Source organism: Achromobacter sp. F4_2707 (assembly GCF_047501535.1).
In the GTDB taxonomy this organism is placed as follows: Bacteria; Pseudomonadota; Gammaproteobacteria; order Burkholderiales; family Burkholderiaceae_B; genus Yanghanlia.
Genome location: NZ_JAZDRJ010000001.1, coordinates 49,521 through 64,627 on the forward strand (window position 1 = coordinate 49,521; position 15,107 = coordinate 64,627).

Genomic DNA, 15,107 nt, shown 5'->3' on the forward strand with positions numbered 1-15,107 from the left:
AGGATGTCGCCGCGCTTTCCATCGTTGGATACCACCTCGCCGGATGTCGCATTGCATCAGCGTTTACTCGCGTACCGCCGCATCGTGCGCCGTCGAGGGTTAATGATTGTGGGGTTGGCCATTCTGGCTGTGTTGGCCGGAATGAGTGATCTCTTCACCGGCCCGGCCGCGTTGCATGCTGCGCAAGTTGTGTGGGGTTTGTTCGACCCTGATACCTTATCCAGGCCCATGCAAGTTGTGCTTTGGCAGGTGCGCCTGCCCGTTGCACTAATGGCGCTGCTTGTGGGGGCAGCGCTTGCGCTGGCCGGCGCCGAGATGCAGACCATACTGAATAACCCCCTGGCGGAACCTTTTACCTTGGGGGTGTCGTCTTCGGCCGCGTTGGGCGCCGCATTGGCGATTGTGCTGGGTATCGGCATTCCAGGGGTGGAGTCCAGCCTGCTGATACCGGCCAATGCCTTCATCTTTGCCCTGGGTTCCTTACTACTTTTGCAGCTCATGGCCCACTGGCGCGGTGCGGATGCGCAGACCTTGGTGCTCTTCGGTATTGCAATTGGTTTTGCCGCCGCCGCATTTCTTTCGCTATTGCAGTTCATCGCAAGCGAAGATGCGTTGCAGCAGCTGGTGTTCTGGAGCATGGGCAGCTTGGCTCGGGCTGACTGGGAGAGTGTGGGTACGCTGGCGGTCGTCCTCGCTGTGACGATGCCGTTTTCCTGGCGGGCTGCAGGCCAGTTGACCAGCCTGCGTTTGGGTGAAGAGCGCGCCCGCAGCTTCGGCGTTGATGTAACGGTGCTACGCCGTTGGGCGCTTGTGCGGATTAGCCTGCTGGCTGCTACGGCGGTTGCGTTTGTGGGCACGGTTGGCTTTGTCGGCTTGGTTGGGCCCCATGTTGCCCGTTTGCTTGTGGGCGATGGTCATCGACATCTACTGCCCGCCAGCGTGTTGATTGGCGCTGCGCTCATGACCCTGGCTTCTGTTGTTGCCAAGAGCCTGGTGCCCGGGGCGCAGTTACCTATTGGCATTGTGACGGCTTTAGTGGGGTTGCCCGTGTTTATGGGGTTGATGCTGCGGCGGCGCGGGGGGAAGCCATGAGTTCCCCGTTGACTCTCCAAGTTCGCGATCTGAAGGTCAGTTACAACGGGCGCGAGGTGTTAAACCGTATTTCTCTCCCAGACCTGCATGCGGGTGAGCTGATTGCGCTGGCCGGGCCCAATGGTGCAGGCAAGTCAACCTTTCTGAAAGCTATTGCAGGGCTAGTTCATGCGACCGGCTGCGTGCGGCTCGATGGCCGGGACTGCTTACGCTGGTCGGCTAGCGAGCGTGCTCAGCACGTTGGGTTCATGCCTCAGGCCCTGCCAGAAGACACTCGGCTCACGGTGTTGGAGGCGACCCTAGCCGCTTTGCGGGGTAACGCTGCCGGTGTACGTCGTCAGGACGAGATCCAGGCGCTGCAGGTGATTGATCGCCTGGGTATTGGAGAGCTTGCGCTACGTCCGTTGTTCGAGTTGTCCGGCGGTCAACGGCAATTGGCTGCGTTAGCTCAGGCCGTGGTGCGCGGAAGCCCTTTGGTCTTGCTGGATGAACCGGTGAGTGCGCTTGACCTGGCGCACCAGTGGCAGGTCATGAACGAGGCCCGTCGCCTGGCTGATGAAGGCCGCATTGTAATTGTCGTTCTCCATGACCTGACGCTTGCCGCTCAGTGGGCGAATCGAATCGCCATCCTGAACGAGCGTCAAGTCCATTCTTTTGGATGTCCCGCTGAGGTGATCAGCGATCAGCTCCTACAGGAGGTGTGGTGCGTGCGCGCCCGTGTTCGGTTTTGCGAGCAAGGGCGTCCCTACGTGCTGGTGGATGGCCCCGCGAGTCAGTCGCGAGTTTGTTCAACCCTTTGAATATGGAAAAGCCGAATGAGTACCTTCCGAACTAGCACTATCGTTGATGGCATTGATGCGTCAGCCGTGCTACATGCCTTATTGGCCCACTTGGCCGAGCACGAGATTGAGTCCAAGCCTGAAGGCGATGGCTGGGTGCTTGACTATGACGGCGCGAGGATTCTGTTCTTAGCCCAAGGCGATACCCTGCGAGCGGAAATTGTCGCGGCGACGCAGGAGCAGCTATTCGATGCACGGATGATGACTCATCATCACGTGGCCGAGTTTGCCGCCTGTTCCTTGGAAACGATTCAATGGGAAGGTGACCGGCCGGCGTTTGAACGTCCTCCTGCTTTCCGTGTGCTAACGGTCGTGTCGACGCAGCTGATCACGCCTCACCTGCGCCGGGTACGGTTTCGTGCCGAAGACCTTGCGCGTTACGAGAGCGAGGAGGATCTGCATTGCAAGTTGCTCTTGCCTCAGCCCGGCATCACACAGCCAGAATGGCCGACATTGGATGAAGAGGGGTTTCCGCAGCTTCCAACCGGAGAGAAGCGGCTGGATATGCGTACTTACACGATTCGTCGAATCGATGCGCAAGCCGGCTGGATGGACATAGATTTTGTCCTGCACGACGACGCAGGCCCGGGTGCCGCATGGGCTGTGAGGGCGCAGCCCGGAGATCAAATTGGTGTATCCGGCCCAGGCGGGCGGACGGCGAGGCCTGCTAAGTGGATGCTGTTGGCCGCCGATGAAACCGGGCTGCCCGCCGTTGCGCGCATTGCTGAGACGCTGCCGCCGGAAACGCGTGGCGAGATCATCATAGAAGTACAGAATTCCGACGATGAATTACCGCTTTCGAAGCCTGATGGCATGACACTGCGCTGGCTGCATCGCGACGATCTAAAGCCCGGGAAAAGCCCCTTGCTACAGGAGGCGATATTGTCGTGTGCCATACCTGCGAGTGGAGATCGTTATGTGTGGGTGGCGTCCGAGTTCGCCACCGCGCAGGCTGTAAGAAAATGGTTGCGCGAGAGCCGGGGGATGTCCGGCAAGGAACAGCTTGTGGTGGCCTATTGGCGCCATGGCGTGGACGAGACCCGCATGAAGAGTGGTGGCCCGACATCGCGGGAAACCGAACAACCAGAGACAGCAGACAAATGACTTCGCGCCGCCGACGGTGGCTTGCCCTGGCACCGGATATTTCCCCCTTGCGCGAATCCGCTGCGTTTCGCAGCTTGTACATCGCACGCACGGTATCCCTGCTGTCCATCTCTATTTTGGCCGTCGTTGTGGCCTGGCAGGTTTATGGCCTGAGTGAGTCTTCTTTACACGTTGCGGGCGTCAGTGTGGGGCTGGCAATCGGGTCTCTGATAGGGCTGATCTGGGGCGGAACGTTGGCGGATAGCAGCGACCGTCGCCGCATCATGATATGGGGCAGGGCGGCGTATGTGCTTGTGGTGTGCCTGTTATGGGCTAATAGTCTGCGGCCGGAACCGGGGCTGACCCTTATTTACGCCGCTACATTGCTGAGCGGTTTCACTAGCGGTATCAGCGCGCCCGCCCTTATGGCGGCGTTACCACGGATGGTGCCAGGGAAATATTTGGCGGCAGCCGGTGCATTGAATGCCCTGGCGATGGAGTTGGGTCGGCTGGTGGGCCCGCTGATCGCGGGCGCGTTGCTGGCGCGAAGTAGTGTCGCGGCCTGTTATGGCGTGGTGTTCGTTGGCGCCGTGTTGGTGCCGGTATTCTTGGCTCGGATTCCACGCGATTGCTTGTTGCCGGAGGATGCTGACGCCTCGCAAGACGCGGTTGGCGCACCGACACCCATGCCGCTGTTTCGCCAGTGGGTGGAAGGTTTACGTTATGTCGGGCAGAACCGGGTTGTAGGCGGTTTGCTCGCGTTGGATCTGGTTGCCATGTTGTTTGTGAGCATCTATGCACTGATGCCGGAATTGGGCGAAGTCGTGCTCAACGGTGGCCCAGAGATGGTGGGCTACTTGTACGCTGCTCCGGCGGTAGGGGCCTTATTGGTAGCCGTGAGCTCTGGTTGGACCAGAACCTTGGCTCGCCCGGGGCGAGTCGTGATTTGCTGTACGTTTATGTGGGGGCTGGCCGTGATGTTGGCCGGTATTTCATCGAGTGCCGCCGAGGGCGGGTACTCATGGGCACCTTGGCTGGTGTTGGTTTTTCTTGCGATTACCGGCATGGCCGATACGGCATCTGACATCGTGCGTGGAGCATTACTGCAGATTCACACGCGAGATTCGCTACGAGGCCGAGTCTCCGCATTGTGGCTTTTGCAGGGGTACCTCGGCCCGGCCATCGGCGGCATGCAGGCGGCAGGAGTCGCTACGCTTTGGTCGCCTTCTCGTGCATTGATTATCGGCGGAGGCCTATGTGCAGGTCTTGTGGGGTTAGGCGCGGTGCCGGGGCGCAAGCGGGTGTGGCGATTGGGGGCGGCTTGAAGCCTTGTAACTTGTGCGCCGCGTGAGCGACGAAGGAATACGCTTTTCCGTGTTTTTCAAGCTTTCTGGTGGAATTACTTCCCAATACAGAAACTAGAGAAGATCTCCCCCAGTAAATCGTCGCTGCTGAACTGCCCTGTAATCGAGCCTAGTTCCTCATGCGCTAAGCGCAATTCTTCGGCGAATAAATCCAGCACTTGATCATCGAGTTCGGCATGGACGTGGGCGGCGGCCAAGTGTTCTTCGGCCGCTTCCAGAGCACGGATATGGCGCTCGCGGGCCAGCCAGGGCGACTGGGCACCGGGCGACCAGCCTGCAATATCCAGCAGCCGTCGCCGCAGAACATCAAGGTTGTAGCCCGTCTTCGCAGAAATGGGGACAGACCCCAAAAAATCGGGGTCTGTCCCCATTTTTTGGTCTGTGCCGAGGAGGTCGGCTTTGTTGAAGACTTTGAGAATGGGCGCGCGAGCGGGCAAGCGTTTGGTGATGGCTTCGGAGAGCTCATCGTCGGGTTCGCGGGCATCCTGGAGGTGGATGACGGCGTCGGCGCGCTCGATTTCCGCCCAGGTGCGGGCGATGCCGATGCTTTCGACTTCGTCCGTGGTTTCTCTCAGCCCAGCCGTATCTACAATGTGTATAGGTACGCCATCCAGGTGAATTTGTTGGATGACGCGGTCGCGGGTGGTGCCTGCGATAGGCGTGACGATGGCGATATCGTCGCCGGCCAGCGCGTTAAGCAGGCTGGATTTGCCCACGTTGGGGCGGCCTGCCAGGACAACGTGCAGGCCTTCGCGCAATATCATGCCCTGGCGGGCTTGGCGGCGGATGGCCTGAAGGTCAGAGATAATGGCTTCCAAGGTGGGGCGGGCCTGGTATTTTTCCAAGAAATCGATTTCTTCTTCGGGGAAGTCCAGAGTGGCTTCGACCAACATGCGCAGGTGGATGATGCGTTCATTCAGCGCGGTAATTTCCTTGGAAAATTCACCGCTGAGCGACGCCATGGCGCTACGTGCTGCGGCCTCGGAGGAGGCGTCGATGAGGTCGGCCACCGCTTCGGCTTGGGCGAGGTCGAGCCTGTCGTTCAGAAACGCGCGTTGGGTGAACTCACCGGGTTCAGCGTGCCGCAGGCCCCATTTTTTTCCGACTTCCAAACACCGTTGCAGAATCCGGCGTAGTACGGCGGGGCCGCCATGGCCTTGCAGTTCAAGCACGTCTTCACCGGTATAGGAATGAGGCGCTTTGAAGTACAGTACGATGCCAGCGTCAATGGCTTGGCCTTGCGCGTCATCGAAGGGCAAGTAATGCGCGTGGCGAGGTTTCAGGGGTACATTAAAAAGCTCGGCCACAATGCCATCAAGATTACTGCCCGATATGCGCACCACGCCGATGCCGCCCTTTCCCGGGGCGGTGGCAATGGCGGTGATCGGGTCGTTGGAACGCGGAATCATGGTTTTTATAAACAGGTGATGGGCGGGAATAAACGGTTCATGCACTGCGTGCTTGCTTGCCGGCGCGCTTGATTTGAGCCTCTGGTTTTCCGGACTTCGCCAAGGTGCGAACAGTGTATCGCCTTCATTCTAAAAAGGAGCAAACATGCCTTATATGATCGAAACTTTCGACAAGCCCGACACTGGCGAGTTGCGTCAGCAGTTGCGCCCCTCCCACCTGGATTATCTTGAACAGAACAAGAAATTATTGCTGGCATGCGGTGCTAAGTTGCTGGACGATGGCGTGACGGGCACAGGCAGTTTCTACATTGTGGATGTCGAAACGCGCGAAGAAGCGCAGGCGTTCATTGATGGTGACCCTTTCACCTCCGGGGGCTTGTTTGATCGTATTGTGATTAACCGCTGGCGCAAGGCCTACCTGAATGGCGAAAGCTATTTGTAAATCGCTCGGCACCCTATGACTCTGACCCAAGCCTATCTCTATCTCGGCATTGCCATTGTTTCTGAAGTCATTGCGACCAGTGCTTTGAAAGCTTCCAATGGCTTTACGCAATGGTGGCCCAGTGTAGTCACTGTGGTGGGCTACGCGATCGCCTTCTATTTTCTGGCGCTCACGCTGCGCATCATACCCACCGGGGTAGCGTACGCAATCTGGTCGGGTGTCGGCATTGTGCTGATTTCGATAGTCGGTTGGGTGGCATTTAAGCAGAGTCTGGATTGGCCTGCCATCATCGGCATGGGGTTGATTGTGGCCGGTGTGGTGGTGATCAATATGTTTTCTACTACGGTGCGCCATTAGGGTGCGGTTCCTGCGTCACCCGTAAGGCGCCACGGATATCGAGCAAAAGAAAATCGCCCGCATTGCTGCGGGCGATTTTTATTGGAGCCTCCCCCTGGCGGCAAGTATTTGTGCCACTACCAGGGGAGACAGCGTGGGCTTATTTACCCCATCCGTTGATGGCCTCGATGGCGGCAGCTACACCCGCACCGTATGCCGGGTCGGCCTGGGTGCAGTGGTGGATGTGGAGATCCTGCACATCACGAGATACCCCGGCGATATTGCGTGCCGTATTCTCGAACAGCTGTTGCTGCTGCTCAGGCGTCATCAGGCGGAACAGGTTGCCCGGCTGACTGAAGTAGTCTTCGTCCACCCGGTGATCCCAGTGGTCGGCAGCCGTGCCGTCCAGAGCCAGAGGCGGTTCGCGGAAATCAGGCTGTTCAGCCCATTCGCCGCGAGTATTCGGCTGGTGAGCAATGGTGGGGCCATGGTTTCCATCAACCCGCATGGCGCCGTCACGGTGATAGCTGTGGAACGGGCAGCGCGGCTGGTTCACCGGAATCTGGTGGTGGTTGACGCCAAGACGGTAACGCTGAGCGTCGCCGTAGGAGAACAGGCGGGCTTGCAGCATGCGGTCGGGCGAGAAGCTGATGCCGGGCACCACGTTGGCGGGGGTGAAAGCCGCTTGCTCGACTTCTGCAAAGAAGTTGTCAGGGTTGCGGTTCAGTTCAATGACGCCGACTTCGATGAGCGGGTAGTCAGCCTTGGGCCAGACTTTGGTCAGGTCAAAGGGGTTCAGGTGGTAGGTGGCAGCATCCTTTTCGGGCATGATCTGCACATACATGGTCCAGCGTGGGTAATCCTGGCGCTCAATCGCTTCGTACAGGTCGCGCTGCGAGCTTTCACGGTCGCGGCCCACCACTTCTTTCGCTTCGGCGTCTGTCAGGTTCTTAATACCTTGCTGCGTGCGGAAGTGCATCTTGACCCAGAAGCGCTCGTTCTGTGCGTTGATGAAGCTGTAGGTGTGGCTGCTGAACAAATGCATGTGGCGGAAGTCGGCAGGGATGCCGCGGTCGCTCATGACGATGGTGACCTGATGCAAGGCTTCGGGCAGGCCAGTCCAGAATTCCCAGTTGTTTTGTGCGCTGCGCATGCCGGTGCGGGCGTCGCGCTTCACTGCGTGGTTCAGGTCGGGGAACTTCAGCGGGTCGCGGAAGAAGAACACGGGGGTGTTGTTGCCCACCATGTCCCAGTTACCTTCCTCGGTATAGAACTTCAATGCGGCACCACGGATATCACGCTCGGCATCGGCTGCACCGCGCTCACCAGCCACGGTAGAAAAACGGGCGAACATGGGTGTTTGCTTGCCGACTTCCGAGAAAATCTTGGCACGAGTGTACTGGGTGATGTCGTGTGTCACGGTGAAGGTGCCGTAAGCGCCCGCCCCTTTGGCGTGCATACGGCGCTCAGGGATAACTTCGCGATCGAAGTGGGCGAGCTTTTCAATCAGCCAAACGTCTTGCAGCAACAGCGGGCCACGGAGACCAGCGGACATAGAGTTCTGATTATCAACGACGGGTGCGCCGGCGGCGGTAGTGAGTTTTTTCATAGTGGCTCCTTGAAACTGTTACTGAGTGCCTGAAAATGTGCAAAAACATTTTTCATGAGATGTATGCCATTCTATGAATGTTCATCTCATTGGTAAAATTGATTGTTTTTAATGGGTCAATAGACTCAGGCTAATTTGCAGGAGCTACGGCATTTGCGAGAGCGATCGCTGGGGCGTTGACAAGAATTGTCTGTTCAGACGCCCAGGAAACCTTGCAGGGATTCGCTTTCGGCCAAGTAATCGTCTGAAGTTCCTTGCCAGACGACCTGGCCTTTTTCAACGATGTAATGGCGGTCAGCCAGGGGCAACATGGAGGCCAGATTCTTATCGATGCAAAGGATGGCCAGGCCGGTTTCCTTAAGCTGTGCCAGCGCTTGCCAGATATCGCGCCGTACCAAGGGGGCCAGGCCTTCGGTGGCTTCATCCAGTACCAGCAGGCGAGGGTTGGTCATCAGTGCCCGACCAATCGCCAGCATCTGCTGTTCGCCGCCGGAAAGCTGAGTGCCGGCGTTGCTGCGTCGTTCCTGTAAGCGTGGAAACAGGCTGTAGATGCGCTCCAGGGTCCAGGGTTGGGCCTGAGAGAGGGCTGCTGCTTGAACAGGACGACGCGCTGTGGCGAGCAGGTTTTCTTCCACGCTCAGGTTGGGGAAAATCTGCCGCCCTTCCGGCACTAAACCCAGTCCGCCCCGGGCAATTTGGTGGCTGGCACTGCGTGTAATGTCGCGCCCTTCCAGCAGAACCGAGCCGGATTGCGCTTTCAGCAGGCCGAATAAACATTTAATGGTAGTGCTCTTGCCCATGCCGTTGCGGCCTAGCAGGGTAATGAATTCCCCGCTGGAAATATGCAGGCTCATGCCGTGCAGAACCTGGCTTTGGCCATAACCCGCATGTAAGGCTTTGACTTCCAGAAGCGGCGGCTTGGCAGTCATGCTTCTTCTCCCAGATACGCTTGCCGCACTTCTTCATTGTTGCGGATCTCTTCGGGCGACCCGCTGGCGATGCAGCGGCCATACACCAGCACGCTGATCTGGTCAGCCAGGCTGAAGACCGCTTCCATATCGTGTTCGACCAGCAAAATGGCGTAATGAGGGCGCAGGCGCTGCAATATCTGCGTCATGTCTCGGGATTCCGCCAGGCTCATGCCCGCCATGGGTTCATCCAGCAGCAGAACGCGAGGTTGCACAGCCAGCACCATGGCCAGCTCAAGCTGGCGCTGCTGACCATGGGCCAGGGTGCCGGCAGGCGTGTGGGCGTGGTTCTGCAGGCCCACTTCTTGTAGTGCAGCCAGGGCTGGCTGCAGTAGCGCATCTTGCTGGTGTGCGGGTTGCCAGAAGCGGAAGCTATGGCCTTGATGAGCCTGGAGAGCCAGCATAACGTTCTCCAGAGCGGTGAACTGCGGTAATACAGAGGTGATCTGGTAGGAGCGTTTCAGCCCTGCCAAACTGCGCAGGTGAACGGGCATGCGGGTGATGTCGCGCCCATCCATTTCTATGGAGCCGCTGTCGGGGGGGATTTCCCCTGACAACTGGCCTATCAGCGTGGACTTGCCCGCGCCGTTGGGGCCGATGACGACATGAATGCGGCCGGTTTCTAATTCCAAACCAACGTGATCGGTGGCGAGCAGCCCTCCATAGCGTTTGACCAGATTCTTCACCACAAGGCGTGCCGGGCGAGAAGCGCAGGGCGCAGGGCGCTCGCCTGCCGCAACCTTGGGAGCAGAGGCCGCTGTGTGTGGCTGGGTGCGGGCGGCCAGTAGCCCCGCGATGCCATGGCGGCCAAGCACGGCCATGGCGACAATGGCGGGGCCGAGAATCAGCATCCAATGCTCGGTCACGCTTTTCAGCGCTTCTTCTGTGAGCAGCAGGGCGGCGGCCCCATACAGCGGCCCCATGATGGAACCCATGCCGCCCAATACCACCATGACGATGAGTTCGCCGGACATGGCCCAGGACATATACGATGGTGCGGCGAATTGGGTGAGATTGGCGTAGAGCACTCCGGCTACGCCGCATAACATGGCGGAAATCACGTAGGCGGCCAGCCGGTAACGGGCGGTGGCAAAACCCAGAGCGCGCATGCGGGTATCGTTGATGCGGCTGCCTTGCAACACCATGCCAAAGCGGGAAGAAACCAGCCTGCGCATGCCATACAAAGACAGCAACAAGATGGCCAGGGAGGTGGCGTACAACCACGTGGGATGCGTCAGGTTGATAGCGGCCAACTGGCTGCCGCCGGCCAGCCGCATTCCGTCGTCGCCGCCATAGGGGCTGAGGCTGACGAATACAAAGTAGAACATCTGGGCAAAGGCCAGGGTGATCATGATGAAGGCAATGCCCTGAGTGCGCAGAGCGATAGCGCCGGTGATGAGCCCGATCAGCCCGCAAGCCAGCACGGCGATCAGCAGGTGGGCCAGCACGTTTTCAACACCATGCACAGCAGGAATGGCGGCGCTGTAGACGCCCAGGCCCAGGAATAACGCATGGCCAAAGCTGACCATGCCGCCGTAGCCCAATACCAGGTTCAGCGCCACGGCAGCAATAGCCAGGATGACGATGCGGCTCATGAGCGCCAGCGTAAAGGCGTTCTCCATCACGATGGCATGGGCCGGTAACAGAATGAGGGCAGCAATGACAACGGCAGGAATCCAGCGCAGCAGGGAGGGCCGGGTGGCCGAGGTTGCAAAAGACATGGCGGAATTCAACCCCGTTGGACCGGAAAGAGGCCGCGTGGGCGCAGCGCCAGAACTACGGCCATAAGAATGTAGATCATCATGGAGGCAATGGCGGGCCCGGCGATATCGGCGCTGCTGCGTTCCATTAAATTGCGTAACAGGGTGGGGAGCAGAGTGCGGCCTAAGGTATCGACCACGCCCACGATCAAGGCGGCATAGAAGGCCCCGCGAATCGAACCAATACCGCCAATGACGATGACCACCATGGTAAGGATGAGAATGGGCTCGCCCATGCCGACTTGCACGGACATAATGGGCCCGGCTAACAACCCGGCAACCCCTGCCAGCACGGCGCCCAGCCCGAATAGCAAGGCGTTGAGCAGGCGAATGTTCACCCCCAACGCGCCCACCATTTCGCGGTGGGTGGCGCCCGCGCGTATCAGCATGCCCAGGCGGGTGTGGTGCACCAGCAGATAGCAGCCAAGTGCCACAAGCAAGCCCGCGACAATGATGAGCAGGCGGTAAGCCGGGTAGCGGATGCCGAATAGTTGAACCGCTCCGCCGAGGGCGTCCGGCACGTCCATATAAACGGGTGAAGACCCCCAGATCATGCGGGCGGCTTCGTTGAAGAAGAGAATCAGCCCGAAGGTAGCCAGCACTTGGTAGAGGTGGTCGCGCTCGTAAAGCGTGCTGAGTGCCAGGCGGTCAAGCGCCATGCCCAGGGCCAGCATGATGGGAACCAGCAGCAGGGCAGCGAGCCAGAAAGAACCGGTATAGCTGTAGAGCGCCGCCGCGATGAAGGCGCCCATCATGTACATGGAACCGTGGGCGAGGTTCACAAAGTTCATGATGCCGAAAACAAGTGTGAGCCCGGCCGCCATGAGAAACAGCAGTACGCCCAATTGCAGGCCGTTGAGCGCCTGGATGATGAACAGATTGAAACTCACAATACACCTTTACAGGCCTTGAAGGGCGGCTCAAAATGCCGCCCGTGACTGACCCTTACTTCAGGTGGCATTGCGCCGCGAAATTGGCGCGGGTAGCGATATTAACCGGGGTGGACGCTTTGAGCACGGCTTCACCATTTTCCTCGACCACATCGACACGGTAGAAGGCGGCATCCGGGAAATGGTTGGAGTCAAACTTGAAGTGCCCGCGCACCGATTGAAAATCGGCTTCTTTTAGTGCAGCGATGAAGGCTTGCTTGTCGGAAAGATTGCCGTTCACTTTGCGCAGTGCGGAATCCAGCAGGCTGGCGGCATCGTAAGACTGTGCGGCATACATGGAAGGCGGGCGCTTGTAGGCTTTCTCGAAGGCTTCCACGAAAGCCTTGTTCTGCGGGTTGTCGATGTTGGGCGCGTAGGGGGCGCTAGTGATGGCGCCAACTGCCAGGTTTTTAAGCGCGGGCAGGGTGGTGCCATCGAGGCTGGCGGCGGAAAGCAGGGGGATTTCACCCAACAGCCCCGCCTGGCGGTATTGCTTGATGAAGTTGATGCCCATGCCGCCTGGGTAAAACACATAGACGGCATCGGGCGCCGCCGCCTGCAACTGGGCGATTTCTGCGGAGTAATCGGGCTGGTTGACCTGGGTGTAAACCTCGTCGATCACATTGCCGGTGAAGGTGCGCTTGAAGCCGGAAGCGGCATCGCGGCCTGCCTGATAGTTGGCGGCCATGACATACACATTCTTGTAACCGAGGTCGCTAGTGAGCTGGCCCCCGGCTTCGTGAAGCATGTCGTTATCCCACGAAGTGGAAAAATAAAACTCAGAGCATTCCTTGCCGGCGATGGGGGCGGGGCCTGCGTTAGAGCCGATGAAAAAAACTTCGGCGTCGGTGATGGGCTTGTGAATGGCCATCATCACGTTGGAAAAGGTGACGCCGGTGATGATATCGACCTTGTCGCTTTGCAGCAGTTTGGTCGCGGCCTGCACGCCGACATCCGGCTTGAGCTGATCGTCTTCGCGGATAACCGTAACGGGAACGTCGCCCAGCTTGCCGCCACGCTGCTCAATGGCCAGCATGAAGGCATCGTATTGATCTTGCCCAAGCGCGCCGCCGGGCCCCGACATCGTGGCAATAAAGCCGATTTTCAGGGGTTCTTGAGCGGTGGCGGGGCTCATCAACCCACAAGCAAGGGCGGCAACGGTTGCTGCGTGCAGCAGTGTCGTGCGCAATGAAGTTCTGGGGCGTGCATCCATGGAGAAATCGTTCCTGTTCAGGGTGTCCAGCTTAGATCGGAAAACCCGTCACGGTACATGAATGACGCAAGGAAAACCATCGGTAAATACCAGCGAACCTTAAATGGGGTCTGTCCCCATTTAAGGTGTTTGTAAGGTATGCGTTAACGGTGCCAGATTTTCTGGATGTCTTCCTTCAAGTCCAGAAGTATTCGGCTGTGCTTGCGTATGGTGGCTGATAGGGTATCGGGGGTGTGAAAGCTGATGATGAGGGAATAGATCCTGCCGTTGCGTTTTTTCAGAGGGGTTCCGATTGCGGTCATGCCGGGCTGCCAATGGGCCACACAGTAGCCTTCTTTCTTTATTTTTTTCCTTGCGGCTTCGATTTCACTGAGTATCGGAGGCCATTTTTCACCATGCCGGATGGCTAGTTTCTGCAGGATTCCGTCTCGAGGTGCGGGGTTGAGAGCGGATAAGTAAGCTCGTCCCCCGGATGTCAGTTCTATTGGAAACCGTGTTCCTGTGGGAGCATGCCTGAAAACTCCCCGCCTGCTTTCACGGACGGATTCCACGTAGACCATGTCAAGCAGATTAGGCAGAGCAAGGCCGACATTCACGCGTTCGTTTCTTGCAAGAGACTGCATGGTCGAGCTTATGGCCTGATCTGTATTTTCAGCGTGCTGGAAGGCATAAGAAAAGCCAAGGAAAATGGGAGACAGCCGGTAGCTCCTTGAAGAAAGGTCGTAGTCAAGAAAGCCTTCCTCTACCAGAGAGCGTGTCAATCGGCTGACTGTAGGACGTGGCAAATCGGTGCGGTCGGCTAGTTCTGCGTTGGTAAGCAGTTCGACGCCCAGCCGATAGGCCCTGAGGATTTGCATCCCGCGTTCCAGGGATTGGCTTCCGGCCGTTGTCCGGGTGAACGCCCCGTTAAGCCGGGTTTTACTGCGTGAAGAGATCGGGGAAGCCGGTTTTTCGATCATAATTAATTTCGTATAGTGAAATTAACTTATAGCGCTGGAGCGATAGTGGGTCAATAATGCTTGTGATCTTTTGACGGAATAACGTGTTCCGAAATTCGCACTGCCATGAAAATACAAGGAGAGACAATGATTCGGAAAACCCTTCTGACGCTCGTTGCTGCATCGTTTTTGGTGGGGATGTCCCTGACGGGTAAAGCGGCTGCAAGCGATTACCCATCGAAACCGATCCGGTTCATTGTTCCCTTCAATCCAGGAAGCGGCACAGATACTTCAGCCCGCTTCTATGCTCAGAAAGTCTCCGAGCTCGCCGGCGTGCCCGTGATCGTGGAAAATCGCCCAGGCGGCAACGGCTTTATTGCCGTCAGGGCTGTGCTGGACGCTCCGGCTGATGGCTATACCATCCTTGTTGGCAGCAACTCCATATTGGCGACCAACACTGCGTTGTTCAAAGAGTTGCCTTACGACCCCATAAAGGATTTCAAACCCATCGCGTTCATTTTCAAGACGCCTGCCGTGCTGGCTGTGCCTGATGAGTCGCCATTCCTGACCTTGGACGACCTGCTGGCGTATGCACAGGCTAATCCAGGTAAGCTGAATTACGGTACGGGGTCTGCAGGCTACCAACTGGTCGGAGAGCACTTCAGTCAGTTGACTGGAACCAAAGCCGTCAATATTCCGTTCAAGGGTGCAGGGGAGACTGTGACTGCGGTTGCCTCAAAAACCGTAGATTACGGGTTTGCGGATATCACTGCCGCTCAGGCTCTGGCGCAGGCAGACAGGATTCGCCTATTGGTCATTGCTGATGACCAACCCTATCCATCGGTCCCCAACGCGGTTCTCGCCAAAGACGCTGGTGTTCCTGATTTCAAGATCTTCCTGTGGGTGGCGGTCGCGGCAAGCTCGCAGACTCCCGATGACATCATGCAAAAGATAGAGGGCTATTTCGATCAGGTTTCACGCCTTCCGGAAACTGGAGAGTTCTTCGCAGGCTTTGATCTCAAGCCGCAGTTTGGCGGAAGCGAAGAGCTTCAGGCATTCATCAAGAATGAAATCAGCCTATGGAACAGCGTCGCCCAAACTGCGGATATAGAAAAGCAATAGGCT

General features: G+C 58.1%; 14 protein-coding genes. 7 read left to right on the forward strand and 7 right to left on the reverse strand.

All coding sequences use genetic code 11. The annotated features are described in order from the left end of the window. Positions 1-3: 3 nt before the first annotated feature. The 4 genes from VRY85_RS00225 to VRY85_RS00240 are packed head-to-tail and all read left to right on the forward strand — an operon-like array spanning position 4 to position 4,339. Positions 4-1,092: a FecCD family ABC transporter permease gene (locus VRY85_RS00225; RefSeq protein WP_414596582.1), complete on the forward strand. Its 1,089-nt coding sequence runs from the start codon at positions 4-6 to the stop codon at positions 1,090-1,092. Next, on the forward strand, positions 1,089-1,892 hold the full coding sequence (locus tag VRY85_RS00230; RefSeq protein ID WP_414596583.1) for an ABC transporter ATP-binding protein: 804 nt from the start codon (positions 1,089-1,091) through the stop codon (positions 1,890-1,892). The genes VRY85_RS00225 and VRY85_RS00230 overlap by 4 nt, the downstream gene beginning before the upstream one ends. 15 nt (positions 1,893-1,907) lie before the next feature. After that, positions 1,908-3,035, forward strand: a complete 1,128-nt coding sequence (locus VRY85_RS00235) for a DUF2218 domain-containing protein (RefSeq protein WP_414596584.1) — start codon at positions 1,908-1,910, stop codon at positions 3,033-3,035. Then, positions 3,032-4,339, forward strand: a complete 1,308-nt coding sequence (locus VRY85_RS00240; protein ID WP_414596585.1) for an MFS transporter — start codon at positions 3,032-3,034, stop codon at positions 4,337-4,339. The genes VRY85_RS00235 and VRY85_RS00240 overlap by 4 nt, the downstream gene beginning before the upstream one ends. 74 nt (positions 4,340-4,413) lie before the next feature. On the opposite strand, the gene mnmE is transcribed toward VRY85_RS00240, so the two are convergent. Then, positions 4,414-5,787 carry a tRNA uridine-5-carboxymethylaminomethyl(34) synthesis GTPase MnmE gene (mnmE, locus tag VRY85_RS00245; protein ID WP_414596906.1) on the reverse strand — a complete coding sequence of 458 codons (1,374 nt, stop codon included), beginning with the start codon at positions 5,785-5,787 and terminating at the stop codon, positions 4,414-4,416. Between the two features lie 145 nt (positions 5,788-5,932). On the opposite strand from mnmE, the gene VRY85_RS00250 reads away from it, so the two are divergent. Both VRY85_RS00250 and VRY85_RS00255 read left to right on the forward strand, forming a co-directional pair. Further along, a complete protein-coding gene (locus VRY85_RS00250; protein ID WP_414596586.1) occupies positions 5,933-6,229 on the forward strand; it encodes a YciI family protein in 297 nt (98 codons plus the stop codon). 15 nt (positions 6,230-6,244) lie between these two features. Further along, the gene (locus VRY85_RS00255) at positions 6,245-6,586 is read left to right on the forward strand and encodes a DMT family transporter (protein WP_414596587.1); all 342 of its coding nucleotides are present in this window, start codon (positions 6,245-6,247) and stop codon (positions 6,584-6,586) included. A 139-nt stretch (positions 6,587-6,725) separates the two neighbouring features. On the opposite strand, the gene VRY85_RS00260 is transcribed toward VRY85_RS00255, so the two are convergent. The 6 genes from VRY85_RS00260 to VRY85_RS00285 form a co-directional block, all read right to left on the reverse strand. Further along, positions 6,726-8,174 (reverse strand): catalase, encoded by a 1,449-nt coding sequence (locus VRY85_RS00260; RefSeq protein ID WP_414596588.1) that lies wholly within the window; start codon positions 8,172-8,174, stop codon positions 6,726-6,728. 194 nt (positions 8,175-8,368) lie between these two features. Further along, a complete protein-coding gene (locus VRY85_RS00265) occupies positions 8,369-9,103 on the reverse strand; it encodes an ABC transporter ATP-binding protein (protein ID WP_414596589.1) in 735 nt (244 codons plus the stop codon). Further along, positions 9,100-10,863 carry an ABC transporter permease subunit gene (locus VRY85_RS00270; RefSeq protein ID WP_414596590.1) on the reverse strand — a complete coding sequence of 588 codons (1,764 nt, stop codon included), beginning with the start codon at positions 10,861-10,863 and terminating at the stop codon, positions 9,100-9,102. Before VRY85_RS00270 ends, VRY85_RS00265 begins: the two co-directional genes overlap by 4 nt. Positions 10,864-10,871: 8 nt before the next feature. After that, a complete protein-coding gene (locus VRY85_RS00275; protein WP_414596591.1) occupies positions 10,872-11,792 on the reverse strand; it encodes a branched-chain amino acid ABC transporter permease in 921 nt (306 codons plus the stop codon). Between the two features lie 55 nt (positions 11,793-11,847). After that, a complete protein-coding gene (locus VRY85_RS00280; RefSeq protein ID WP_414596592.1) occupies positions 11,848-13,044 on the reverse strand; it encodes an ABC transporter substrate-binding protein in 1,197 nt (398 codons plus the stop codon). A gap of 143 nt (positions 13,045-13,187) precedes the next feature. Continuing rightward, positions 13,188-14,003: an IclR family transcriptional regulator gene (locus tag VRY85_RS00285; protein WP_414596593.1), complete on the reverse strand. Its 816-nt coding sequence runs from the start codon at positions 14,001-14,003 to the stop codon at positions 13,188-13,190. A gap of 126 nt (positions 14,004-14,129) precedes the next feature. On the opposite strand from VRY85_RS00285, the gene VRY85_RS00290 reads away from it, so the two are divergent. After that, positions 14,130-15,104: a Bug family tripartite tricarboxylate transporter substrate binding protein gene (locus VRY85_RS00290; protein ID WP_414596594.1), complete on the forward strand. Its 975-nt coding sequence runs from the start codon at positions 14,130-14,132 to the stop codon at positions 15,102-15,104. Positions 15,105-15,107 lie beyond the last annotated feature (3 nt).

Coding starts and splice junctions, on each gene's coding strand:
- VRY85_RS00225 (WP_414596582.1), top strand. CDS start 4: ATGTCGCCGCGCTTTCCATCGTTGGATACCACCTCGCCGGATGTCGCA.
- VRY85_RS00230 (WP_414596583.1), top strand. CDS start 1,089: ATGAGTTCCCCGTTGACTCTCCAAGTTCGCGATCTGAAGGTCAGTTAC.
- VRY85_RS00235 (WP_414596584.1), top strand. CDS start 1,908: ATGAGTACCTTCCGAACTAGCACTATCGTTGATGGCATTGATGCGTCA.
- VRY85_RS00240 (WP_414596585.1), top strand. CDS start 3,032: ATGACTTCGCGCCGCCGACGGTGGCTTGCCCTGGCACCGGATATTTCC.
- mnmE (WP_414596906.1), bottom strand. CDS start 5,787: ATGATTCCGCGTTCCAACGACCCGATCACCGCCATTGCCACCGCCCCG.
- VRY85_RS00250 (WP_414596586.1), top strand. CDS start 5,933: ATGCCTTATATGATCGAAACTTTCGACAAGCCCGACACTGGCGAGTTG.
- VRY85_RS00255 (WP_414596587.1), top strand. CDS start 6,245: ATGACTCTGACCCAAGCCTATCTCTATCTCGGCATTGCCATTGTTTCT.
- VRY85_RS00260 (WP_414596588.1), bottom strand. CDS start 8,174: ATGAAAAAACTCACTACCGCCGCCGGCGCACCCGTCGTTGATAATCAG.
- VRY85_RS00265 (WP_414596589.1), bottom strand. CDS start 9,103: ATGACTGCCAAGCCGCCGCTTCTGGAAGTCAAAGCCTTACATGCGGGT.
- VRY85_RS00270 (WP_414596590.1), bottom strand. CDS start 10,863: ATGTCTTTTGCAACCTCGGCCACCCGGCCCTCCCTGCTGCGCTGGATT.
- VRY85_RS00280 (WP_414596592.1), bottom strand. CDS start 13,044: ATGGATGCACGCCCCAGAACTTCATTGCGCACGACACTGCTGCACGCA.
- VRY85_RS00285 (WP_414596593.1), bottom strand. CDS start 14,003: ATGATCGAAAAACCGGCTTCCCCGATCTCTTCACGCAGTAAAACCCGG.
- VRY85_RS00290 (WP_414596594.1), top strand. CDS start 14,130: ATGATTCGGAAAACCCTTCTGACGCTCGTTGCTGCATCGTTTTTGGTG.